Annotated in this window: 19 protein-coding genes and 2 pseudogenes; 10 read left to right on the top strand and 11 right to left on the bottom strand. The window is 49.6% G+C overall.

The genetic code is table 11. The annotated features are described in order from the left end of the window. Nucleotides 1-6: 6 nt before the first annotated feature. From hisD to ABXT40_RS09000, 6 genes and pseudogenes are all read right to left on the bottom strand, one after another. Nucleotides 7-1,299, bottom strand: a complete 1,293-nt coding sequence (gene hisD / locus ABXT40_RS08975; protein WP_443645280.1) for a histidinol dehydrogenase — start codon at nucleotides 1,297-1,299, stop codon at nucleotides 7-9. A gap of 8 nt (nucleotides 1,300-1,307) precedes the next feature. Continuing rightward, nucleotides 1,308-2,813, bottom strand: a complete 1,506-nt coding sequence (locus ABXT40_RS08980) for a TRAP transporter large permease (protein ID WP_443646992.1) — start codon at nucleotides 2,811-2,813, stop codon at nucleotides 1,308-1,310. 225 nt (nucleotides 2,814-3,038) lie between these two features. Continuing rightward, nucleotides 3,039-3,560: pseudogene (locus ABXT40_RS08985) on the bottom strand (TRAP transporter small permease subunit); the annotation flags it as partial. A 153-nt stretch (nucleotides 3,561-3,713) separates the two neighbouring features. Further along, nucleotides 3,714-4,820 carry a TRAP transporter substrate-binding protein gene (locus ABXT40_RS08990; protein WP_443646993.1) on the bottom strand — a complete coding sequence of 369 codons (1,107 nt, stop codon included), beginning with the start codon at nucleotides 4,818-4,820 and terminating at the stop codon, nucleotides 3,714-3,716. Nucleotides 4,821-4,995: 175 nt separating this feature from the next. Next, a complete protein-coding gene (locus ABXT40_RS08995; RefSeq protein WP_443645281.1) occupies nucleotides 4,996-5,655 on the bottom strand; it encodes a YjbE family putative metal transport protein in 660 nt (219 codons plus the stop codon). After that, nucleotides 5,655-7,243: pseudogene (locus ABXT40_RS09000) on the bottom strand (GMC family oxidoreductase). The gene ABXT40_RS08995 and the pseudogene ABXT40_RS09000 overlap by 1 nt, the downstream one beginning before the upstream one ends. 169 nt (nucleotides 7,244-7,412) lie before the next feature. On the opposite strand from ABXT40_RS09000, the gene ABXT40_RS09005 reads away from it, so the two are divergent. Beyond that, nucleotides 7,413-8,162 (top strand): IclR family transcriptional regulator, encoded by a 750-nt coding sequence (locus tag ABXT40_RS09005; RefSeq protein ID WP_443645282.1) that lies wholly within the window; start codon nucleotides 7,413-7,415, stop codon nucleotides 8,160-8,162. A gap of 6 nt (nucleotides 8,163-8,168) precedes the next feature. Here ABXT40_RS09005 and tcuB read toward each other — a convergent pair whose 3' ends face one another. Both tcuB and tcuA read right to left on the bottom strand, forming a co-directional pair. Next, the gene (tcuB, locus tag ABXT40_RS09010; RefSeq protein ID WP_443646994.1) at nucleotides 8,169-9,308 is read right to left on the bottom strand and encodes a tricarballylate utilization 4Fe-4S protein TcuB; all 1,140 of its coding nucleotides are present in this window, start codon (nucleotides 9,306-9,308) and stop codon (nucleotides 8,169-8,171) included. Nucleotide 9,309: 1 nt separating this feature from the next. Then, entirely contained in the window at nucleotides 9,310-10,725 is a 1,416-nt protein-coding gene (tcuA, locus tag ABXT40_RS09015; RefSeq protein ID WP_443645283.1) for an FAD-dependent tricarballylate dehydrogenase TcuA, read from the bottom strand. Between the two features lie 58 nt (nucleotides 10,726-10,783). Between tcuA and ABXT40_RS09020 the strand changes: the two genes are divergently transcribed. From ABXT40_RS09020 to ABXT40_RS09035, 4 genes are all read left to right on the top strand, one after another. After that, nucleotides 10,784-11,497, top strand: a complete 714-nt coding sequence (locus ABXT40_RS09020; protein ID WP_443645284.1) for a GntR family transcriptional regulator — start codon at nucleotides 10,784-10,786, stop codon at nucleotides 11,495-11,497. Between the two features lie 66 nt (nucleotides 11,498-11,563). Then, a complete protein-coding gene (locus tag ABXT40_RS09025; protein WP_443645285.1) occupies nucleotides 11,564-12,667 on the top strand; it encodes an AbrB family transcriptional regulator in 1,104 nt (367 codons plus the stop codon). Between the two features lie 26 nt (nucleotides 12,668-12,693). After that, nucleotides 12,694-13,650 carry a D-2-hydroxyacid dehydrogenase family protein gene (locus ABXT40_RS09030; protein WP_443646995.1) on the top strand — a complete coding sequence of 319 codons (957 nt, stop codon included), beginning with the start codon at nucleotides 12,694-12,696 and terminating at the stop codon, nucleotides 13,648-13,650. A gap of 322 nt (nucleotides 13,651-13,972) precedes the next feature. Beyond that, entirely contained in the window at nucleotides 13,973-14,743 is a 771-nt protein-coding gene (locus ABXT40_RS09035; protein WP_443645286.1) for a lysophospholipid acyltransferase family protein, read from the top strand. Between the two features lie 24 nt (nucleotides 14,744-14,767). Here the strand turns inward: ABXT40_RS09035 and ABXT40_RS09040 are convergent, their stop codons facing one another. Both ABXT40_RS09040 and ABXT40_RS09045 read right to left on the bottom strand, forming a co-directional pair. After that, complete coding sequence (locus tag ABXT40_RS09040; protein ID WP_443645287.1) at nucleotides 14,768-17,119, bottom strand: DUF3604 domain-containing protein; 2,352 nt, start codon at nucleotides 17,117-17,119, stop codon at nucleotides 14,768-14,770. 78 nt (nucleotides 17,120-17,197) lie between these two features. Beyond that, nucleotides 17,198-17,953 (bottom strand): sulfite exporter TauE/SafE family protein, encoded by a 756-nt coding sequence (locus tag ABXT40_RS09045; RefSeq protein ID WP_443645288.1) that lies wholly within the window; start codon nucleotides 17,951-17,953, stop codon nucleotides 17,198-17,200. Between the two features lie 448 nt (nucleotides 17,954-18,401). Between ABXT40_RS09045 and ABXT40_RS09050 the strand changes: the two genes are divergently transcribed. Then, nucleotides 18,402-19,178 carry a sulfite exporter TauE/SafE family protein gene (locus tag ABXT40_RS09050; protein WP_443645289.1) on the top strand — a complete coding sequence of 259 codons (777 nt, stop codon included), beginning with the start codon at nucleotides 18,402-18,404 and terminating at the stop codon, nucleotides 19,176-19,178. 12 nt (nucleotides 19,179-19,190) lie between these two features. Further along, on the top strand, nucleotides 19,191-20,825 hold the full coding sequence (locus ABXT40_RS09055; protein ID WP_443645290.1) for a GMC family oxidoreductase: 1,635 nt from the start codon (nucleotides 19,191-19,193) through the stop codon (nucleotides 20,823-20,825). Nucleotides 20,826-20,838: 13 nt separating this feature from the next. On the opposite strand, the gene ABXT40_RS09060 is transcribed toward ABXT40_RS09055, so the two are convergent. After that, entirely contained in the window at nucleotides 20,839-21,936 is a 1,098-nt protein-coding gene (locus ABXT40_RS09060) for a zinc ABC transporter substrate-binding protein (protein WP_443645291.1), read from the bottom strand. Between the two features lie 148 nt (nucleotides 21,937-22,084). Between ABXT40_RS09060 and ABXT40_RS09065 the strand changes: the two genes are divergently transcribed. From ABXT40_RS09065 to ABXT40_RS09075, 3 genes are all read left to right on the top strand, one after another. Then, nucleotides 22,085-22,252 (top strand): hypothetical protein, encoded by a 168-nt coding sequence (locus tag ABXT40_RS09065; protein WP_443645292.1) that lies wholly within the window; start codon nucleotides 22,085-22,087, stop codon nucleotides 22,250-22,252. A 167-nt stretch (nucleotides 22,253-22,419) separates the two neighbouring features. After that, nucleotides 22,420-22,794 carry a cupin domain-containing protein gene (locus ABXT40_RS09070; protein ID WP_443645293.1) on the top strand — a complete coding sequence of 125 codons (375 nt, stop codon included), beginning with the start codon at nucleotides 22,420-22,422 and terminating at the stop codon, nucleotides 22,792-22,794. 4 nt (nucleotides 22,795-22,798) lie between these two features. After that, complete coding sequence (locus tag ABXT40_RS09075) at nucleotides 22,799-23,461, top strand: RraA family protein (RefSeq protein WP_443645294.1); 663 nt, start codon at nucleotides 22,799-22,801, stop codon at nucleotides 23,459-23,461. Nucleotides 23,462-23,602 lie beyond the last annotated feature (141 nt).

Here is a 23,602-nt window from a genome sequence, read left to right on the forward strand (position 1 = left end):
CCTGCATCAACCAAGATTTTCTCCGGGGAAATATTTGCGCAATCTTACATCGGCTGCGCGCGCATGACCTTCCATTCCCTCAAGCCGTGAAATGCGCGCCGCTGCCTGTCCAACCTCACGATTGGCCTCTTTGGTCATGCGCTGCGTTGTTACGATTTTCAGGAATTTATGAACCGAAAGGCCGCCAGTATAATGCGCCGCGCCTTTGGTTGGCAGAATATGATTTGTGCCTGAACATTTATCGCCATAGGTCACGGTGGTTTCCTCACCGATGAATAATGAACCGTAATTTTTCAAACGCGCAGTATACCATTCATCCTTATTGGTATGAATTTCCAGATGTTCAGCCGCATATTCATCCGACACTTGTGCCGCTTCTTCATCGCTATCGCATAAAATCACCTCGCCATAATCGCGCCATGCAACGGTTGCGGCATTGCGGGCGGTTTCGGGCAAGGCATTAATGTGACGATCCATCCGCGCCATCACATCATCGGCTAGCTGGCGCGATGTTGTGATTAGCCATGCCGGCGAGTCGGGGCCATGTTCGGCTTGACTGACCAGATCTTCGGCAACGACGGCCGCATCGGCGGTTTCATCAGCAATCACGGCAATTTCGGTTGGACCTGCAAACATATCAATGCCAACACGGCCATAAAGCATGCGCTTGGCCTCGGCAACAAATCGGTTGCCCGGCCCAACCAGCAAGCGAGCAGGCTTGCCGGTAAATAGGCCATAGGCCATTGACGCAATGCCCTGAACCCCGCCAAGTGACAAGATGGTATCGGCACCACATAAATTCATCGCATAAATAATTGCCGGATTTGGCCCTTCATTTCCATGTGGCGCGGTACAGGCCACCACATGTTCAACACCGGCCACTTTGGCTGTTGCGATTGACATGATGGCTGACGCTACATGCGCATAACGCCCACCAGGAACATAACATCCCGCTGTTTCGATCGGGATCAATTTCTGCCCCGCCCATAATCCGGGTGACAGCTCGGTTTCAAATTCATTGACCGACGCCAATTGCGCCTTGGCGAATTTGGTAACACGGTCATAGGCAAATTGGATATCGTCCTTTAATTGCGGCGACACGGTTGCCGCAGCAGCGGCAATCACCTCGTCACTGACAATTGCATCACCAGCATAGCCGTCAAGATCGCGGCCATAGGCAAGCGCCACATCTTCACCGCCTGCCTCGATTTTCGCAAGCATATCTGCAACGATATTGCGTGTTTCATCACTGCCGGTTTGTGGTGTTTTTTCGGCCTTTTTCACATATGTAATCGTCATTTTAATACCTATTGACCGTAAATATAATTAGGAAGCCACAAAGCAATTTGTGGGAACAAGAAGATCAGTGCAAGACCAATCAATTGGATCACCATGAACTGCATCATGCCGAAATAGATATCCTTTAGATCCCATTCAGGCACAACACCTTTCAAGAAATACGCCGATAGCGCGACCGGTGGACTGAGCCAGGCGGTTTGCAGATTAACCGCTACCAAAATACCAAACCATGTCAGATTGATATCAAGCTTGACCAGAACCGGAATCAGGATTGGCACAATGATCAACACAATTGGCACCCATTCCAGTGGCCAGCCAAGAAGGAAGATCAAGGCCATAATGATGATCAGAACTGCCGTTGCCGACAAATCCCATGCCAACAAAAACTCGGTTAGCATCATTGGCGTACCAAGCCGCGAAAACACCGCGCCAAAGAAATTTGAAGCTGCGACAAGGAACAGGATCAACACCGAAATTTCCAGCGTTTTGATCAAGGCCTCGTAAAAGCGCTTCCGGTTCAGCTTGCGATAGGCAATGGTCAGCACCAACGCGCCAAAAGCACCACAGCCCGCACCTTCGGTTGGCGTTGCCCAGCCAAACAAGATTGACCCAAGCGCAAAAGCAACAAGAGCTGATGGCGGCACCAACCCCATAAAGAATTCATGCCAAAGATCCGAAAAATAAAAACCGGCTGGCTTGGCATTTTTCACCCATAGTGATGCCGCATACATGATGCCGGCCCAGCCAAGTGGTATCACCAGTGACGACAAGGGGAATAACCCCTGAAGATTGCCCGAAAGGCTTTGCACGATCAGCACGAAAAACAGAATGATCGATGAAATAACCAATATGGCTTCAAGCCAATAGTAAGACGACGTTGCGGGCTGTTCATCAACCGGCAGAATTGGCCCAAGGCTTGGATTCATCCAGCAGCGGATCAAAGCATAAGCAGCATACATTGACGCCAGCATAATCCCCGGAATAATCGCTGCCGAAAACAGATCAGTCACCGGCACTTCAAGCACCGGCCCCATCACCACAAGCATGATTGATGGCGGAATCAAAATGCCCAAAGTACCGCCAGCGGTAATGGTTCCCGCGGCCAGCCGAACATCATAGCCAGACCGGTTCATCGTCTTTGCCGCCATAATGCCAAGGATTGTTACCGATGCCCCAACAATGCCGGTGGCGGCAGCAAAAATCGTCGAGACAAACAACACCGCAAGATAGAGCGCACCTCGGGTGCGCGACAACATCAGCTGAACTGATGTAAACAAACGTTCCATCAATCCGGCCTGTTCCATCATGATGCCCATAAACACAAATAGCGGTACCGCTGCCAAGGTTTGTTCAAGCATGACATTATTGAATTGCAGCGTTTGCAGATGAAAAACTAATTTGGTGCCAAAACCCCAAGCCCCAAAAACAAAGCCAAGAAAAATCAAGGTGAACGAAATCGGGAAACCAACAAAAATCGCCAACAGCATGACAGCAATCATGATCACACCGATCATTTCTGACGAAAGCCCATCACTAGATGTTATCCCCAAATCATCAAGCAGCCACTTGACTGACAAAGTGTCGGGATAAAAAATCGTTAGGAATGAAACCAAAAGCACGACCAAATAAACTGGCATCAAACGGCTGATGAGTTTTTTGATGTTTGGCGTCAAAATATGAATTGCCCGCAAAATCTCGGCAATACCCTGCAGCATTAAAAGGCCAACCCCAACAGGCATAGCGGTTCGCATTGGCGCAAGCGGTGCCATTAAAGCGGAATCCATCGTCAATTCCCAGCGCACCCAAGCTTTGACGCTATATTCAAAGGTGATCCAAAAGAAAAACAACATCGCTGGCATATAGAATATTAGGTAGAGCGATATATCTACCAGCGCCTGCGTTTGTTTTGACCAATTCCGATACAGAAAATCAGCGCGGATATGAACGCCCTTCATCAAAGCGTAGCCAGCGCCCAACATAAACATCGCCCCACTCAGCATGCGGCTTGTATCATAGGCCCAATCGGTTGGCGCAATGAATAGCTTGCGGGCAACCACTTCATAAACCATTGCCCCAATGACCGGAACCAACAAAAGACAAGTAAGCTTGCCTACCCAGTTATTCAACACGTCAATATTGCCAACAATCCACCGCGACAAAGGATGCATATCTTCGGGCGTTTCGCCCGGTTCACCGGCACGCCGCTCGGCGATCAATTCATCCGAAATATCCAGTTCCATACTGTCTTCATTCTTTGCCATGACAATTGGCTCCCCGCCAGCAGATTGCTTGCTTTTCTATTTTGATGCATCCCAATGCCATCGGCAAAGGGTCTGCGGTTTTTTCATTTCGTCAAAAGATCTAAATAAATAACCAGCGCACCGGAAAAAACCAATCCGGTGCGCCAGCAATGATTATTTCACGCTATCGGCAAAAGCTTTGCCCAAAGACGCATTGGATGCCTGAGCGCCAGCCCAAAACGGAACTGCAATCGCGGCAAAATCCTTCTGTGACTGCCAGACTTTTGCAAAGAATGCATCGTCTGCGGCATTTTTCTCAAGCGATGCTTTCGCGGCCTCCATGTAGGCTGGGAAGTAATCAGCTGGGGTATCGTGAAGGATAACACCATGATTATCAGTCAGGTCTTTAAGGGCTTTTCCATTTTCAATAATACGGTATGAAATTGCCTTCATCAGTGACGCATTAGCTGCCACCTCAATTGACTTTTTCTGCTGGTCAGTAAGTGAATTATAGACATCACCATTGAAATAGATATCTGCGTTAACAACAACCTGATGCAAACCCTGCAAATAGTAATGTTTTAGCACTTTCTGGAAACCAAAAATCGAATCCGGCTTTGGACAACACCATTCGGCGGCATCGATTGTTCCTTTTTCAAGGGCCGGCAGAATGTCACCACCACCCATTGATACAGAAGCTACGCCAATATCTTTATATGATTGACCAGGAATGCCCGGAGGTGTCCGGAACCGGTATTTGCGGAAATCATCCATTGAATTGATTGGCTCTTTAAACCAACCAAGCGCTTCTGGACCAACCGGCTGAAGCATAAAGCCTTTTACATTCAGCTTCATTTCTTTCCAAAGCTGATCATAAAGCTGTGAGCCACCGCCGTACTGAAACCACGACATGAACGCGATATTATCGATGCCGACACCGGCACCGGCAACAGGTGACCCAAACAGCATGGCTGCAGGATGTTTGCCAGACCAATAATGCGTCCATGCAAAGCCTCCATCAACCAGACCGCTATCAACCGCATCAATAATATCACTGACACCGACAACAGCACCCGCTGGCAAAAGCTCAAGCTTGACTTCACCTTGGGTCAAGTTCGCCACATCATCTGCAAAATCTTGAACGATTTTTGCTTCATCAGAAGTTGTTGGAACAGCCAATTGGATTTTTAGCGTCTTTGCTGCCATAGCACTGTTTGCGATCATTAGAGATGCAGCAGCTACGGCCACACTTGAAATGAATGATTTTATTATTTTATTCATCAGTTTCCTCCTAAGTCTCTGCGTATTACCTTCGTCTATTTCCTGTAGCCGCATCATGTTGATGAAGGTCTGCCAACATAAATTTTGCCGCCTACAGCCAATTCAGACAATCGAACCAAACCTCGCTTCTGCTTGCCTGATAAACTCATCCCTTTTCCTGTCCTTGGCGATACTGCTAGAAAATAGCCGTGATCAGCCCAAGGTCGATTAAACCGTCATAAAGCATCGTGATTGTCAGATAGATCAGGAACCATAATCCCAGATATGACAGCCACCGATAACGAATCATTATTTTCATAATCAGTGACGCGCTAAACGCCATAAAGGCGATCGCCAGCCCAAGCCCGAAAACCAGAAGCGCCGTGTTGTCGCGGGCAATCGCCGCCACCGCCACAATATTGTCGATTGACATCGAAACATCAGCCACCAGAATGGTAAACAAAGCGCGGCCAAAATTCTTTTCCGCCGGTTTTTCACCATCAGCAGATGTTGTCCCACCGTCGGCCAGCGCTTGATCATTGCTTCGGTTAAATTCTTTCAAGTCATGGTAAAAGCGATAGCAAACCCATGCCAACAAGCCGCCGCCAATCAGCAAAATTCCTTTGATCGCCAATAATTGTGCCGCGACAATTGCAAACAGAATCCGCAAGATTGCCGCCATCGCCATGCCAATGGCAATTGCACGCTTGCGTTGCGTGGCTGCCAATCCTGCCGCTGCCATGCCAATGACCAGCGCATTATCACCCGACAGAATGATATCGGCGAAAATGATCTGCAAAATATCGCTGACTTCGGCAAGACCATATTGTGAAATATCCAAACCAGACATACTCATCACACGGCCTCCAAAATCAAATCTGATAGTTTTTCACCAATCATGATTGTTGGCGCATTGGTATTACCCGATGTGATCACTGGCATGATCGACGCATCGGCAACGCGTAGATTTTGAACGCCATAGACGCGCAGCCTTTCATCAACCACCGCCATTTTATCCTGCCCCATTTTGCAGGTGCCCGTGGGGTGATAGATGGTTGTTGCTGTATTGCGCGCCCAGTCCAGAATGGCATCATCATCATCCGCCACCGCCGCCCCGGGGCATATTCTTCGGTTATCAATGATTTCACTGGTTCAGTCTGACAAACCGCACGGGCAATCTTAATACCGGCAACAATCGTGTCGCAATCGGTTTTCGTGGCAAGATAGTTTGGATGAATTGCCGGATAATCATCAGCATTGGCCGAAACCAGTTCGAGATGCCCCGCGCTTTCCGGCCGCAATTGCAGAACCGATGCGGTAAAGGCTGAAAATTTATGGCTTCCCTCGACAACGCTATCAGCACTAAAGGGCTGTAGATGAAATTGGATATCAGGTGTTTCCAACGCATCATGCGTTTTCAAAAAGGCTGTGCCAAGACTGGCCGCCATTGCCATTGGCCCCGATCTTTTAAACGCATATTCAAGCGCGATTGACGCGAGTTGAAGCGGGTTTTTGGTTTCGGTGTTAATCGTGCTGGCGTTACATTTGAAAACAGGGCGCGCTTGCAGATGATCTTGCAAATTCCGGCCAACTCCGGGCAAATGATGCGTTGGTTCGATGCCATGCTTGCCAAGGTCATTCTGGTCGCCAATACCCGATAACATCAAAATCTGTGGTGATCCGATCGAACCAGCCGACAAAATTATCTCGCGACCAACTGTGATTCGCTGGCTTTTCCCGCGAACCCGCACCATCACGGCGGTGGCGCGCATGCCGTCAAATTCAATCTTGTCCGTATGGGCATGCGTGATGATATGCAGATTCTTGCGCGATCGGATCGGCTTTAGATAGGCCGCGGCCGCGCTACAGCGCATGCCGTTTTTCATCGTCATCTGAAAAAAGCCAACCCCTTCTTGATCTTCACGATTATAATCATCGATGCGGCGATAGCCCCCTTGTGCCGCCGCCTCAACCCATGCGTCGATAATGTCGCGATCAACCTTGTTTTCCGACACATTCAACGGGCCGCCAACGCCGCGTTCAGGCGATGGGGTGCCTTCCCAATTTTCGGCACGGCGGAATAATGGCAATACATCTTCCCAGCTCCAGCCAGCATTTCCAAGCTGCCGCCAATGATCAAAATCTTGCGGCTGTCCGCGAACATATAAAAGACCATTGATTGAGCTGCTGCCGCCAAGCACCTTGCCACGCGGCCAGTTGATCGAACGCCCATTCAGCCCCGGATCAGGCTGGGTGCGATAGCACCAATCGGTTTTTGGGTTGCCCATGGTTTTGAAATAACCAACGGGGATATGAATCCACGGATAGCGATCTTCACCCCCGGCCTCGATCAAGGCAACCGAAACAGATGGGTTTGCGGACAAGCGATTCGCAATTACACAGCCCGCTGACCCAGCGCCGATGATGATGTAATCAAACTCCAACTCCCCCCCCTAAACAAACTTTTTTATAGATTTATTTATTTTTTGAGACTTTTAGTCTCTTTTATGATATTAAACAAATAAAACATGCACGAAACCTCGCCTCATTCAAGTGAAATATGCTTTTAGGCGTTATTTTCTGTGCCGAAAAAGGCCGCAAATGAGAGCAACAATGACCGAATCGACAGCACCAAATCTACGAATCTTGCGAATTTTTGAAGTGATTGCCGATGCGGGTCGGCCGCTGACGCCAACCGAAATCAATGAACAGCTGGATTGGCCAAAACAGAGCCTGCACCGGTTATGTCAAACCTTGATTGCCGAGGGCTATCTGGTGAAACAGGCACGCCGCCTACACCCGACAAAACGGCTTCTTGGGCTTGCGGCGGGATTGACCCAGCATGCCGCTGGCCAAACCACGCGCCATCAAATTTTGCAGAATATCGCCCGCGAAACCGGCGAAACGGTAAATTTTGTCAGGCCGGAAATCAAAGGCATGATCTATGCCGACCGCGTCGAAACCAACTGGCCCTTTCGGATTTTGCTTCCCGTGGGAACGCATGTGCCGTTTCATTGTACGGCAAGCGGCAAAACCTATCTTGCCAATCTTCCGGCGGCAAAGCGGCGCATCCTTTTGGCAAGTTTGGATTTGCACGCCTATACCGACTCTACCCATACGAGCATTGACACGCTTGAAGATGAATTACAGCGGGTCAGCAAAAATGGCTATGCGTTGGATATGGAAGAATTTCACGAAGGCATGGTCGCCATCGCCGTACCGGTTCTGGATTCGCAGCGTCGTTATGTTGCGGCGCTTGCCATGCATGGCCCAAAACAGCGATTTGATCTTGATGATGCACTAGCACGACGTAGCCTTTTGGTCGAGTCGGCCAAGGTTATTTCACAAACATTTGGCTATTAACGGCGGCTAGCTTCGGCGTGCCTCACCCGCACTGGCAATCAATGCGGCAAACCGATACAGCCCATGCACAAATTTTGAAAAGGGCAAAATCAGGAAAAAGCCATAAACAACGCCAAGATGAATGGCAAGCGTCACGCCCATAAAGCTGGTCTCGCGCACCGCCAGCAATAACAGGCCGGTAAAGCTAACGAAAAACAGCGACACGATAAAAGCGTAATCCATGCCAAGCCCGTCATCATGGCGAACCGACGGATGCAAGCGCCGCTTTTCAACAAACAGCCCCGCAGTCCCAATACATAAGATTACTCCGCCAATTGTGCCTAAAACCACTGGCAGTTCGAAATAGCCATATGGTGCCTCACGGCCAAAGCCATAATGATAAATCGTGCCAACCGAAGTTGCGGCAAAACACAGCAAAAACCCATACATCGTCAATTGATGATAGATACGCCGCGCATTGTTTGACCCGTCATCGCCAGTTGGACAACCCGGCCCAGACAAAACACCGCTTGACGTATCGCCACCAAGATGGCGAAGCGTTGCCGAAGCTTTGACCGCATCGACAAGATCGGCAAACCCGCCCCATTTCGCCCCTGTATGACGCCAGTAACGCCGCCAGCCCATGACGAATGAAACCACAACAAACGCCGAAATTGCCAATGGCACCGCGGCCATCATCGTATGCGGCATGATTCGATAAAAAGCGCCTTCACCCAAGTGAACACCCCAGAAAAGCTGTGGCGCAATCATCGCCAGCATCAGCCCAACCGTTAGCGCCAAACCAGCCGATACGCCAAGCGTGACAAACAGGCCATTGCGTCTGAACAGAACCGCGAAAGGCGCTGGCCAAGCATAGGCCGCATAGCTGTCATTACGCGCAGCGGCAAGCGCTTGCGGCACATTCACGCCAAATTCATGCGGCGGCGCATATTGGCACGCATGATAGCAAGCCCCGCAATTATGACACAGATTGGCAAGATAGCCGACATCGCCCTCGTCAAATTGTCGACGGCGGGTCATTGCTGGAAACACCGCGCAAAACCCCTCGCAATAGCGACAAGCATTGCAAATTTGCATCACCCGAATGACTTCACCAGCCGCTTCTGGGTCGAGAAGCGATTTGAGATCAAACCCGTCAGCTTCGATATCATCGGTTAAGGACACGCGCTGCCTCCGCCCCTGCAATACGGCCAAAAACACCGCCAATTGTCATGCCAATTCCTCCCAAATAACCCTGTCCAAGAACATTGCCTGCCATAATTTCACCAGCGGCAAATAGATTTGCAGCTGGTTTGCCATCTTGCATCAAAACCTGCGCCCTATCATTTACCGCAACCCCCATATAGGTAAAGGTAATTCCAGGCCGCAAAGGATAGCCAAAAAAGGGCGGTTTGCTGATTGGTGCTGACCAGTTGGTTTTTTTGGGTGTCAGACCTTTTGTCGCCTTGCCATCAAGACTCATTTGGTCAATTGGGCCATCAGGACAGGCTGCATTAAACGCATCAACAGTGCTCTTCGCCGCCACTGGATCGATGCTAAGCTTGATTGCCAACCCCTCAATTGTATCATCAGCAATTGGAGCAAAGACTGAAGGCATAAACCGCTTAACCCCTTCAGAGTCAACAATTGCATACGCAATCTGATCGGGTTGACCCGCCACCAAACGACCCCAGATCGCATAGCGCTTTGGCCAAAAGTCTTCACCCTCATCATAGAACCTCTTGGCGCTCTTGTTGAGCACTACTCCAAAGGGAACCCCATCAACACGGCTAGCAATACCACCATCATATTTTGGCGCGCGTGCGTCAATCGCCACTGCATGGCATTGGTCAAGTGAGCCAACAGGCTGCGCCCCGCGATCCAGAAGCACGCGCAACACTTTGCCTTTATTATAAGGCGTGCCTCGAACGAGAAAATTCTTTGCCGCATCACCCCAACCTTCTGCAAGCCAATCAAGGTCAGCTTCAAAGCCACCCGCTGCAGTGATAAGCTGCTTGCATCTAACTCGGTACGACTGCCCCTCCCATGTAACGTCCACGGACTCACAAAAACCATTTTCAAGCAAAATATCGGTTACTTCAGCCTCATAAACAAAATTAACTCCAACTGACCCTGCAAATCGACAGAGCCTGTTAAGCATTGCTCGGCCACCCCCAAGAAAAAACGCATTGGTATGGTTTAAATTCAATGTACCTGACAAGGCTTTTTGAAACCTTACACCGCGCTCAATTAACCACTCCATTAGCGCTTGTGAGCTTTCTAGGGTTAGTTTTGCAAGCGGTTCATTTGTAACACCCTTGGTGACCCTCATGAGGTCATCCCAGTATTCCTCAAATGTGTAGCGGTCTGTCATAACATCTGTTGGCTCGTCGTGGACCGAACGAAGGTTCCTAGTATGCCGGGTATTTCCACCACGGAATTCGCGTGGCGCAGTTTCAACAACCAACACTGAACAACCACGCTCAGCTGCAGTAATAGCCGCGCACAACCCAGCATTTCCTCCACCAATAACTACTATATCCCATGATTTCTCAAATAGAGGCTGACTGTTGCTATCTAACATTGGGGCGCCTTGATCTATTGCATACATTTGCATACAATATAGGAATCAGGAGGCGGCAATGTCAACCAACTGGGCGGCACACGACCTAACAGTCCAAAATAATCATGGTGGCAATTTGGCAGCAACATCGCGAATCAGGCACGTTCTGATTGCAGCCATTACCGCTGGCGATATTGTGCCCGGTGAACGGCTAAAGGAAGTTGACCTTGGCCAGCAGCTTGGCGTTAGTCGCACACCGCTTCGCGAAGCCATGTCAGCATTAAAAGCCGAGGGGATTTTATCGATTAGTAATGATGGCGGGCTTCGTGTCCGCACCCTTGGCTATCAGGATATTCACGCGCTTTATCAATTGCGCGCTAAGCTAGAGTCAATGGCGGCTGAATTGGCGGCTGCGCAAGCAAGCCCTGCCGAACGTGAATTCATTGCCGAAATCCGCGCCAAAGAATCAATTCTCGTCAATGATGGCACCAACCCAGCAACCCTTGCCAAGCTGAACGGCCAGTTTCATCAATCCATCGCCCTTGCAAGCCACAATTCCTTTCTGGTTGAAACCTTGCAGCGCCTTAGCATCTTGATGGTGCTTCTTGGTCCAACCGCCTATAGCCTTGCTGAGCGGGTTCGTGAAATTGGTGCCGAACATGACGCGATCAACAATTCCATCCAGACGCACGACCCCATCGCCGCCAAACAGGCCGCCAGCACCCATCTTCAAAATGCGGTCAAAGCGCGGTTACAACTCATTGCATCTGGGCATAAGGACAATATGGACTAGTCAATTGCACGCCCAAAACCAACTGGAGCTGCCATCAGCCCAATCCACCCCACTGTAGGAGTTTCCATGCGGCCCGTGCTGTCGGATATTCAAAATATAATTGTCACCTCAAGCATCGCCTTTTTTACTGGCCATGTTTTTAAGATTTTTGGCCTGCCAGCGCCATTTCTGCTAGGCAGCTTGTTTGGCGTTTGGGTTATTGCCGGGCTCATTCCGCCGCTTCGTTCGCGCGTTGGTATTCCACGCTGGGTTTTTGTGCCGGTTATTCTTGGACTTGGCACCCTTATCGGCGCCAATTTCCGACCCGATATTTTAGCCCATATTGGATCATCAGGCATTACCGTTGCCACCATGTTCCTGGCCACGATTTTGGCAACGCTTGTTGGTCTTTTCTATTTAATGCAAATCCGTAGATATAGTTTCATCATGGCGCTGCTAAGCTGTATTCCAGGTGGGCAGGCCGAAGTGATCACCATTAGCCGAGATCTGGTGGAAAAAGATTATGTCGTCGCCCTGTTCCATCTGGTTCGTGTTGCTCTGGTATTTTGTTCAACGCCTTTCATTCTGGCCTTGGTTGAGGGTCAGGCTGCTGTCACCGCATCAAATATGGCGCTGCAATCCATGCCAAGCTTCGTCAGCCTTGATATCAAAACACTGCTATCCTTTATCGCAATTGCCATTTGCGGCTTGCCGATCGCGCGGCTATTGCACATCCCAATGCCGCAACTTATTGGGCCATTAATGATTAGCTCAGCGCTACATATCCTTGGCTTTGTCGAGATACCACGCATTAGTGAATTTGTTATTCTGGCACAGGTTGCCATCGGCGGATCGGTTGGCGCGCGCCTTGCCCGCGTGCCATTTGTCGAACTTGCGGTTTATTTGCGTGATGCGCTTGTCAACTCCTTCATCGTACTTGGCACTTATGGCATCACAGCCTACGGACTATCGGAATTAACTGGTGTCGATTTCATCAAAATGCTTTTGGCTTTTGTTCCGGGCGGCCTTTACGAGGTGACTTTACTCGCTTTGATTTTCGGATTTGATGTTGCTTTTGTTGCCTTCCACCACACCATCAGGGTGATGATGGTATTCCTTGGGCTTCCGTTTGTGATTGCCTTTGCCAAAAAACACAATCTCATAACCGACAATGTCAAACCTTCGCAGTGACCATTTCAAACCGAAAAATCAAAAGGATCAAAACCATGAAAATTGCAATTTTGGATGATTGGCTCGAATGCGCAATGGACAGTTGTGACTGGAATCGGCTTGGAGTCGACGTGACCATTGATACATTCCATGACACCATTACTGGCACCGCCCTTGTCGAGAGGTTACAACCCTATGACATCATCTGCATGATGCGCGAACGCACGCCCATTGATGCTGCGCTGATGGATCAGTTGCCAAATCTGAAAGGCATTGTAACAAGTGGTATGCGGAACGCCGCGCTTGATATTGACGCTGCCAAATCGCGCGGCTTGATGGTTAGCGGCACCGGCTCGCCGGGTCATGCTACATCCGAACTTGCCTTCACCTTGATCGCAATGCAGGCACGACAAATTTTTGCCAGCGCAACAGCGATGCGTGAGAGCGGCTGGCAAACGCATCTTGGCCGTGATCTTCGTGGTGCGCAACTTGGCATTTTGGGGCTTGGCAGGCTTGGCGCGCAATTGGCTGGTTATGCCAAGGGCTTTGGCATGGAAATTCAGGCCTGGTCACAAAACCTGACTGAAGAAAGGTGTAATGAGGTTGGGGTTTCTTATGTTGATCGTGACACATTTTTTCGCAGTTCTGATTTTATTTCGATTCATCTAAAACTATCAGCGCGTGTTCGCCATCTTATTGGCGCAGAAGAAATAGCCATGATGAAACCCGATGCCTATCTGGTCAACACATCGCGCGCGCCCATTATTGATATGGAGGCGTTAACCACTGCGCTTGAAAGCCGACAAATTGCTGGTGCCGCGATTGATGTTTACGACCATGAGCCGGTTCCGGCCAATGATCCGCTTCGCAATACACCCAATCTTTTGATGACACCGCATATTGGCTATGTCACCCGCGAAACGATGGGAATTTTCTATGGTGAAACCTTAGAGGCTGTCGAGGCGATGATCGCTGGCAGCCCAATTCGCGAATTGATGCCATAATCTGTTTCAGGACACATTATGATTGACTAATCAGCCAGCCTATTATGGCAATTTGCCGTCTGCCACCCATTGCCGAAAAAGCCGGTAAAACGAACGCGGCTTGGCATCGCAGGCAATGCCCGCACTTTCGCTAAACTGATTTTTCGTAAATTTGGATTTTTGTTGATGGAACGCCAAATTGCTGCTGTCATCGCGCCACAAAACTGCTATCTTTTAAGGAATATTCGTTAGGTTTTCAGGGATCCCGCCGCGCATGCGACCGAACGCGTCTCAATCCACAGATTTGCACCCGATTTTTTCCTTTGCAAATGGGGAATTGGGTATGGTTTCAAACCATTTCATCCGGTCAATCGAAAAGATCACCGGACAGCCACGCATCCGTAAAATCTATTTTGACTATGTGAATGATGAATTGCCGCCGCAGAATTTTTGGTCAGATGCGCTTGGGCGGCTGGATATTTCAATTGATCTGACGCGAAGCTATGTTGATGGCATTGCCGCCTCAATTCCGGCCACTGGGCGGGCGCTTGCCATTGCCAACCATCCTTATGGCGTAATTGACGGCCTAGTGCTTTGCGCATTGATGGCCGAGGTTCGCCAAGATTACAAAATCATCACCCATCGTGTCCTTCGCCAGGCTCCAGCCGTCATGGATAAAATTCTGCCTGTTGATTTTGACGAAACCGAAGCTGCATTGGCCAATAATTTAAAAACAAGAGCCGATGCGGCAAAATATTTGGAAAATGGTGGCGCGGTAATCGTTTTTCCAGCTGGCGCCATTTCGCTGGCGCCAAACCTTGTTGGCAATGCCATTGATACCGAATGGAAAACCTTTGCCGCCAAGCTGGCGCAGGTTCCAGACACAACGACCATCCCATTTTACTTTGATGGTCGTAATTCGCTGTTATATCAGATGGCGCGCCGGATCAGCGTAACACTTGGCTATTCCTTGATGTTTCGTGAAATTTGCAAAAAGATGGGGCATACGATTTCGCTGCAGATGCGCCAGCCCATCCATGCCAGCACGCTCAGCCAATTTAGCACCCGAACCGAAGTGACCGAATATTTGCGTAAATGCACCTATGGATCTTAATCCAAGGCCGTGATTTACAAAAATTTATGGCTGGTCTGACGAGCGGTAAAAATAGATTGGGCTTGTCCAGCATAAGGTGCCATCGTCCAGCGTCACCCGAACAAAGATTGGGTTATCGCCTTCCGGCTGTAATGAAATGCTGCGTTCAAACTGCATGGATTGATGCGGGTTGACTGCCGGCAGGCGGAACAGCTTTAGATAGCGCGGCAAAACCCCGCTACGATCAAAAACCTCATCCTCAAATCCGATATCTTCCAAAGGCACACCAGCCTTTATCAATGGCGTTTCAATTTTCAATGTACCGCTATAAGGGTCGGCAAGAACCATGTCGAAACCACCAATATTGCCGGTGGTCAAAGCGCGCCAATTCAATTCATGCGGTGACGGCTGGTTCAGCGTTTTATCCTTATTGAAAAAATTGATTGGGCTTGCCGATAAGATTTCATTTTCAGACAAAAAGGCCGAACCATCCCAAATCACCTGCCGGAAACGACCCCGATATTCAGCGCCTTCCCAAACCACGCGGATACGGCTGCCAAGATCTTCTTTTGCATAAGGGCGGATCGTTTCAATCAGGTTCAATCCATTGAAAACATCAACCCGTTCAATGGCAACACTGGCGCGGATGTCAACCTTGATCGACAGGTTACCTGATGGCAGATGAACGATATCGCCCATGATCGCCTGATTGGCCGCCATGCCCTTGTCGCGGCCATGCCGCGGATCATCATGAAACTTTGTGCCACCTTGCGGAAAATCGGCATCAAGCGTGATCAGCGGACGGCCATTTTCACCGCCAGTGGTGGCGTAATGATGACGCTTGCGGATTGCCTCTAAAATCGTTTCACGGCTCAGGCTATCAATCAAAAAACACGTCAATCCACCAACCGCGCCAAACAGCGCCGCACCCGGATAGCTGGCGCCCGGGCGTCCTTTATGCCCATCCGAATTGGCAACAATCCCAACGCGATAGCCAAGCCGGAAAGCATCTTGCACCAGCCATTCAAAACTGCCCCAGCTTGAATGAATTTCCATGGCTTTTTCAAACCTGCCATCATGTGCCAGCTCGATATCGGCATAGCGTCCACCACAATGCGCAAAGACAACCACGTCATCTTCGCCATGTTCGGCAAAGGTGGCGAATAATTCTTCGGCCGAATTACAATCCGTGTCGATATCCGAATGGTCGGTTACCAACGCATGCGATGACCGCCGGATAGTTCGTCCTTCGTTCGGGAAATAGATATTCCGATCACCGCCAAGCCCAGTATTGCCTGACCATTCATAGCCCGGAATGGCAACAAATTTTCCATCTTCGTTAAATTGCTGGCAGAGCTGGTCAAGCTGTGACCAGAAATCACCCGTGATTTGAAAATCATTTCCCTGATGACCAGTTGCATCAACAAATGCGTAATCGCGGGCAAAGGCAAAATAGGCCTCAGCACTGCCAGTGCCAATGGTTTCTTCTGACTGGCCATGAAGATCACCCCAGAAATGGCGTGATAGGGGCGCGGGCTCAATTCTGATCGGGTTTGTCCGGCACATTACCGCACCAGCATCATCCAGAAAATCAATATGCAAATCCGCAGCATTGGCAACCGACAGTCCCTCAATCACACCAAAAAATTCACCCGGTTTCAGACTAACCACATCGGGCAGATTCTGCACCGGATGGCTGGCACGCGGACAAAGCTGGATATTGCATTGATCGGACGGATTACCCCATTTATCCTCGCCTTTGAATTTGATCGAAAAGCTTTCGTCAATCTCGCGGATTGTCGGTGCTACCGCCAGATAGCGGTCGAGCTTGCCAGGAATGATTTTGATCACCGGCTGCACCGGCATCGGCTGATAGCAATAGGTTGCAATTGGGTCGATCAACGTATGAAATTCATAGCTATCTTCACAAAATGTTTGCAATCTCATACCCGGCGAGCCGCCTGACCGGTCACCAAATGTGATGGTAATCTTGTCACCCTCGCGCAGAAAGCCGCGAACAACCTTGATATAAAGCGTTCTGTCCCACGGCCGCACATTGCCCTTTGGATCATAATGATAGGTCAGGACTGCGTTATTTGATGCCTCGATTGTGGTATAGTTTGGCCCTTTTGGATCTTCGAATTGCGGGCGGGTTTGATCACTGGCAAACCGAAAACAGACCCGCATTGATCCGGAATCATCAATCCCGAATTTGCCAGCCACATAGGTCAGAACAAAAGTTTGATAGCTGCCAGCCTCAAATGAACCATTGGGAACAATCGAAACCGTACCAAGCTCGTCAGCCGGAATCGGAAAGGCCATTGGCGAACTTGTAGTCCCACCAGTACCGCCACCAGCTAAAACATCATCACGGCTTCCCATTGGCACTTCGCTCATAACCATCCCTTTACATTTTTTATCAGATTTGCGGCATGATTATGCCTGTTACAAATAATAGAAAATGCCAATAACACCCTATACAAAAGGCATATTGGCAATGAGTTCGCGTGCCAAAAGCACAAGGCCTGAAGCAAGAATTAACCATATCAATAATCGCTGAAACTGTCGATCATTCAACCGGCGGAAAACAAAAATACCCGTTTGCGTCCCAAGCACCGAAAAGGGAAAGGCCACCGCAACGATAAGCCAAATGCGCGACTCAATAACCCCGCGCCAAATCATCAGGGCAAGAACAGCGCCAAGAACAATCATATTAAATGGCTGAACCAAAGCGCGGCGACGCGCCTTGCTCCAATCATAAAGCGAACAGCCCATCGTCAAAATTGCTCCTGACATTCCCGCCACCATGCCAAACAACCCACTAACAAACCCGACAAAAACATCAGCAGCAAGATACCGTTTAGTCAGTTTTGGCAGCGTTTTTCGAAAGGTGAAAAAGCCGCCAAACAGGATTAGTAAACTGGCCACCAACAGCTTTAGCATTGTGACATTGACCGCGTCTAAAAACAGATAACCGAGCATGATGCCGATCGAAGCTGGTGCCAAAAACCGCAACTGCTCGCCAAAATCAATGGCATTACGAACCGCATAAAGCCCCTGAACGCCGCCAACAAGCGACATGATAACAACCGTTATCACCGCATCAAGTGGCGGCATTGCCGCCAACCACCAGCCAAGCGCAAATAGCCCGGTACCAAATCCAGCAAGGCCATTGGCAAAACCACCAGCAAACGCACCGGCGATGATCAGCATGATCACGTCAGCGCCCATCACAATTTAATCCGGAAATAACGATCTATGATCATCGACAACTTTCACGATTTGCGCATGATTTGCGCCTGTAATTCCCCATAAAGCAGGGCAATCCCAGCCGTTTTTCGCCATCCAAAGATGGTAATTAATCTGTCTTTTGCCCACATATCATTGCGGGTGTTTAACGCTACGCATATTTTGTATGAGCCAGGAATCCTTTTCATGCTAGGTTTTGCTTTCTAAAGCTTGCACATCAATTGCCAAACACAACCCAAAAACCTGTCTTGATGCGCTTTAAAAAAGCGCCACATATCCGCCGATTTGATCTCTGTCTATTTTGCAACCATCACAAGAAAGTTATATCATGACCGTTAGTTTTAGGCGAGGTTTACTCTGGCAGCAAAGGCAAGCATGGCACCCTCATTTTCAGGCGATTGCAAAACGGCGACCACAAAGATGAGCGGCAATGATTATCGATAGTCTTTTATCCGCTGATGGTCTGGCGGTTTTGATGGCGGTGCTTCTTGGTTGTTTTGTCAAAGGGGCATTGGGGTTTGGTTTGCCGCTGATTGCAACGCCAATCATGCTGTTGGTGCTGCCACTTCCCGAAATTGTGGCCATTCTTGCCTTGCCGATCACCATTGCGAATATCCAACAGATCTGGCTGAACCGGAAGCAATGGAAAATTTTGCAACAATTCTGGCCCTTGGTCACCACATCAACCCTTATCATGCTTATTGGCGCGCCATTGATGGTGGCGATTGATAGCCGTCTTCTTGGCATTTTGATTGGGCTGATGATCGCACTTCATGCCATTCTATCCAGCTTTCCGCTTCGTCAATTCCAAAACCGGTCACTTGCGCCCAAAACGATGAATCGCCTGATCATTCCAGCCGGCATTGCATCAGGCATTCTTGGCAGTCTGACAACGATATATTCTTTTCCAAGCTTGCAATTATTCATGATGATGCGGATCAAAAAAGCCGATCTTGCCATGCTTCTTGGGGTGTTTTTATCGCTTGGCTATGTTGCTTTGTGGCTTGGCATTTCACATGCTGGATTTCCAGTTGGTGACAACCTTTTATTATCGGCACTAATGTTAATCCCCGCAATGGCCGGACAACAAGCCGGTCATTTGGCGCGCCGCCGCATCAGTGAAATAACCTTTCGTCATATCGTGCATTTTGCGCTGGCCTGCGCTGGTTTCACGCTTATGATACGAGGCATAACAAGTCTTATCTAAAGGGGTTGAGTCATGTCATTGGATCAAAATCATCCCGATTATATCATCATTGGTGGCGGGTCGGCAGGCTGTGTGCTGGCAGCGCGCCTCAGTGCTGATCCTGATTGTCACGTTGTTCTTCTTGAGGCGGGCGGCGAAGACCTTAACCCGCTAATCCATATTCCGGCTGGCTATATTAAAACAATGGTCAATCCGGCAATGAATTGGATGTTTGAAACCGAACCCGAAGACAGCAGCGGCAATCGGCGCATCGCCATTCCGCGCGGCAAGGTTCTTGGTGGATCATCGGCGATTAATGCGATGCTATATGTTCGTGGACAGGCGGCTGATTATGATGGCTGGGCGCAGCGCGGCAATCTTGGCTGGTCTTATGACGATGTTTTGCCCTATTTCCGCAAAGCCGAAAATTGCGAACAGCTTGGCAAAGGTGATGAAGGTTTTGACAGCACCCTTCGCGGCGTTGGTGGGCCATTGAATGTGGCACCGGTTCGCACCCGGTATGAAGCGTTGGATATGGTGATTGATGCTGCTGAAACGCTGGGCTATACGCGCAATCATGACTATAATGGCGCCAGTCAGGATGGCTTTGGCTATTATCAGGTTACGCAGAAAAACGGGCTTCGCTTTTCCGCCAAAAAAGCCTATCTGCAGCCAGCCCGAAAACGGCCAAACCTGCGCATCATCACGCATGCGCATGTTACCAAAATCAGCCTTGCCGGCAAACGCGCCGACGGGATTCATTACAACCAACATGGCAAATCGCATCATATTAAAGCGGGACGCGAGGTGATTTTATCGGCAGGTGCCATTCAATCGCCGCAAATTCTGGAACTATCGGGCATTGGCGCGCCTGAGCATCTTCGCCGTCACGCAATCGAGGTTCGGCATGAGTTATCTGGCGTTGGCAGTCATCTGACCGACCATTATATTTCGCGTCTATCATGGCGGTTACAACGCAATATTTCGCTGAATAATCGCGCCCATGGCCTTGGGCTTGCCGCGGAAATTCTGCGTTATGGATTCACCCGGCGTGGCCTTCTTAGCCTTCCTGCCGGCGTGCTTAGCGGCTTTGTTCGCTCACGCGATGGTTTGGCGGGGCCGGATATTCAATATCACATTGCCCATGCCAGCTTTGCCAATCCGGCCAAGCGCGTTTTTGATAAATTCCCGGGCATGACCTTTGGCCCTTGCCAGCTTCGACCCGAAAGTCGTGGTTCGGTTCATATCAAATCACCCAACCCGATGATAGCACCCGAGATCCAGCAAAATTATCTTAGCTGCGAAGAAGATTGTCGCGTTCATGTTGTGGGTATGAAAATCGCCCGCGCGATCATGCAAAGCGATCACATGGCACCGCTTGTGGAAGCTGAAATGCGGCCGGGGAGAGATCTTGATAGTGATAACGCGCTTCTGGCCTATGCGCGCGAAACCGGCGTGACGCTGTATCATCCGGTATCGACCTGCCGCATGGGGCCAGATGCAAAATCAGGCGATGTTGTTGATAAACGGCTTTGCGTTTATGGGATTGACGGGCTGCGGGTTGTTGATGCGTCAATCATGCCAACATTAGTGTCGGGTAATACCAACGCCCCAACAATCATGATTGCCGAAAAAGCCGCCGATATGATCATCGCTGATAAACGCTAACTGGCTGTGCTTTCTATCGCGCAAGACAGGCTTTAAAGGCCGCGGCATAGCTTTTCAAAAGATCGGCATAAAGCGATGCCCCTGCTGGCAATTGATTGCCAAGCGGATCCAGATGGCCAATTGGGATATCGATTCCTTCGTTAATCAAACCCAAGGCCTTTTGTCCTAAAAACGGCTCGCTGAAAATACAATCCATCGGATGTGATTTGAGATCATGCCGCAATTTCTTGATTTTTGCTGCGGTTGGCATCACATCAGGTTCGATGGTAATGGCACCATGTGCACGCATGCCAAACCGCCGTTCAAAATAAATATGAGCATCATGCAGTACCAGAAATTCAGATTCGGCAAATGGTGCTAACTGGCGGGCGATATCGATTTGCAACTGCACAAGGTTCTGGCGCATCACATCGGCATTGGCTTGATAGGTTTTGGCATTGACCGGATCGGCCTTGCCAAGGTGATCGGCAATCACCCCAAGCATGATTTGTGCATTAAACGGGTCAAGCCAGATATGCGGATTAATGCCATGCTCACCATGCCCGCCATGCCCACCATGGTCATTATGCTTGTCTTTCGTGCCATGGCCATCATGCCCGTCATGGTCATTATGCTTGTCTTTCGTGCCATGGCCATCATGCCCGTCATGGTCATTATGCTTGTCTTTCGTGCCATGGCCATCATGCCCGTCATGGTCATTATGCTTGCCTTTTGTGCCATGGCCATCATGCCCGTCATCATCAAAATCAAAAAGAACAAGACCGGCACTATCATCCAGCGCCACTGATTGCGCATCGGCAGCAAGCGTGGCAAGCGCCTTTGTAAGGGGTTGTTCCATCCCGGGGCCAATCCAAAATACGATATCGGCATTTTGCAAAGCGCGCGCTTGCGATGGTTTCAGGGTAAAATGATGCGCTGATGCCGGCGCAGCAAGCAGCAAATGCGGCGTACCAAGATCGCCCATCACCCCGGCAACAAGCGCGTGAACTGGCCTGATCGATGCCACAATTGATAATGGCTTTTGATCTGCCATCATCATTTTCACCGGCATTATCGAAAAGGTACAAAATAGCCCAATTGCCATTACGCCCTTGATCGCTTTTCGCGCCATCGCCATTTCGCCATTCCTCCCATTTTACACCAGCTAGCAAGCCGTCATTCGTAAAAGACCAATGTATGGCCAAATCATCGGCCAAACTGTGATCAATTCTGTAACCTGTCTATTAAATCAGCTTTTGGATCACCTTTCACAAAGTGATATGTTATATTATTACATTAGTGAAATTACCACTGTCAATGCTGTTTTTTGTGATGCTGGTGATGGCGATCATCAAAATGACGGATATGATAGTGACACCCTTTTCACAATGGGTATGACGCGCCTGCATGGCGCGTCACCAGCCCTTGTCAAGCACCTTCACCAATAACAAATTTTGCACAAGAATAATGGTTTTGGTCGAATCTGCTTGATTTCGCCTTTCGGCCAGCCCCAAAATGTTGCAGACGTTGTCACCCTGGCAGGTCTAAATCATTATCAAAGCCAAAAACGGCCCGTTCGTCGGGACGATTTACCCCCTTTTTCCGTGAGGTCATGATGAGCCAAAAAGAGACAAATTTTTTCAATATTGATGCGATGGAACAGGGCATTACCCGCACCCTTGTTGACGGCATCACAACGCGTATTTTCCCCGGTGATCAGGCAATGTTATCCGTTGTTCGCATCGCCCCAAATGCCGTTGGTGCGATCCATAGCCACCCGCAAGAACAATGGGGTGTCATGATTGAGGGAAGCGCAATCCGCATCCAAGATGGCGAAGAAATTCACGTTCAAAAAGGTGATTTCTGGTGCAGCCCCGGCGGTGTTGAGCATGGCGTTATCGGCGGGCCCGCTGGTGCAGTGATCCTTGATGTTTTCAGTCCGCCCCGCCCTGAATATACCCGTCCTGGAAATGGCTTTGCCACGGAGTAGATAAATGCCTGTTCAAATCTTTCCCAATGAATTCACGCCTCTTTCTGTCGAAAAACTAGCACAATGGGCAACGATACCACCTGCCATTGCTGGTGATGTCATGAACCGTCAAAATGTAATGGCTGGGCGCATTTCGCCACTGTCACCGGGCATGACAATGGCCGGACAGGCACGCACCGTTGCCGTTCTTGCTGGTGATAATGCGGCGCTGCATGAGGTCATTGGCCGGTTGCGGCCAAATGAGGTGTTGGTGATTGACGCTGCCAATTATGATGACCGCGCTGTCTGGGGCGGTATTTTGAACACCCGCGCTAAATTGCGAGATATCAATGGTGTTGTTCTTGATGGCGCGGCGCGTGACGCTGCTGAAATGCGCGAAATGGGATTGCCAGTTTATCTCAGCGCCCTGTCGCCAGCTGGCCCGCATAAAGGCTGGGGCGGCTCGATTGATGACCGGATTAGCTGTGGCGGTGTTGCGGTTATGCCAGGTGATATCATTCTTGGCGATGATGATGGCGTAACAGTTGTCCCTCTGGCACGCGCCGACGCTGTGCTTGCGGCATCGCTGGCACGCATAGCCTATGAAGAAGACATTTTGAATAAGCTTGCGTCAGGGGCCGATGTCAGCGGGTTATTCCCGTCACCCGAGCTGGAGATCATGTCATAGATATTTTGATTTAGGCTATATGAATGTGGGCATGCCATCCGATGGCAGAAACCAAACTGCGCTAGTTAAACAAAAAAGATAACATTTTATTAATACTCAATCGAGCAACGTCATTTTTGGCTTTAAAATACGATTTTTTAG

Origin of the sequence: Candidatus Ponderosibacter sp. Uisw_141_02, from assembly GCF_048087665.1 — a bacterium.
GTDB lineage: Bacteria > Pseudomonadota > Alphaproteobacteria > Puniceispirillales > Puniceispirillaceae > UBA3439.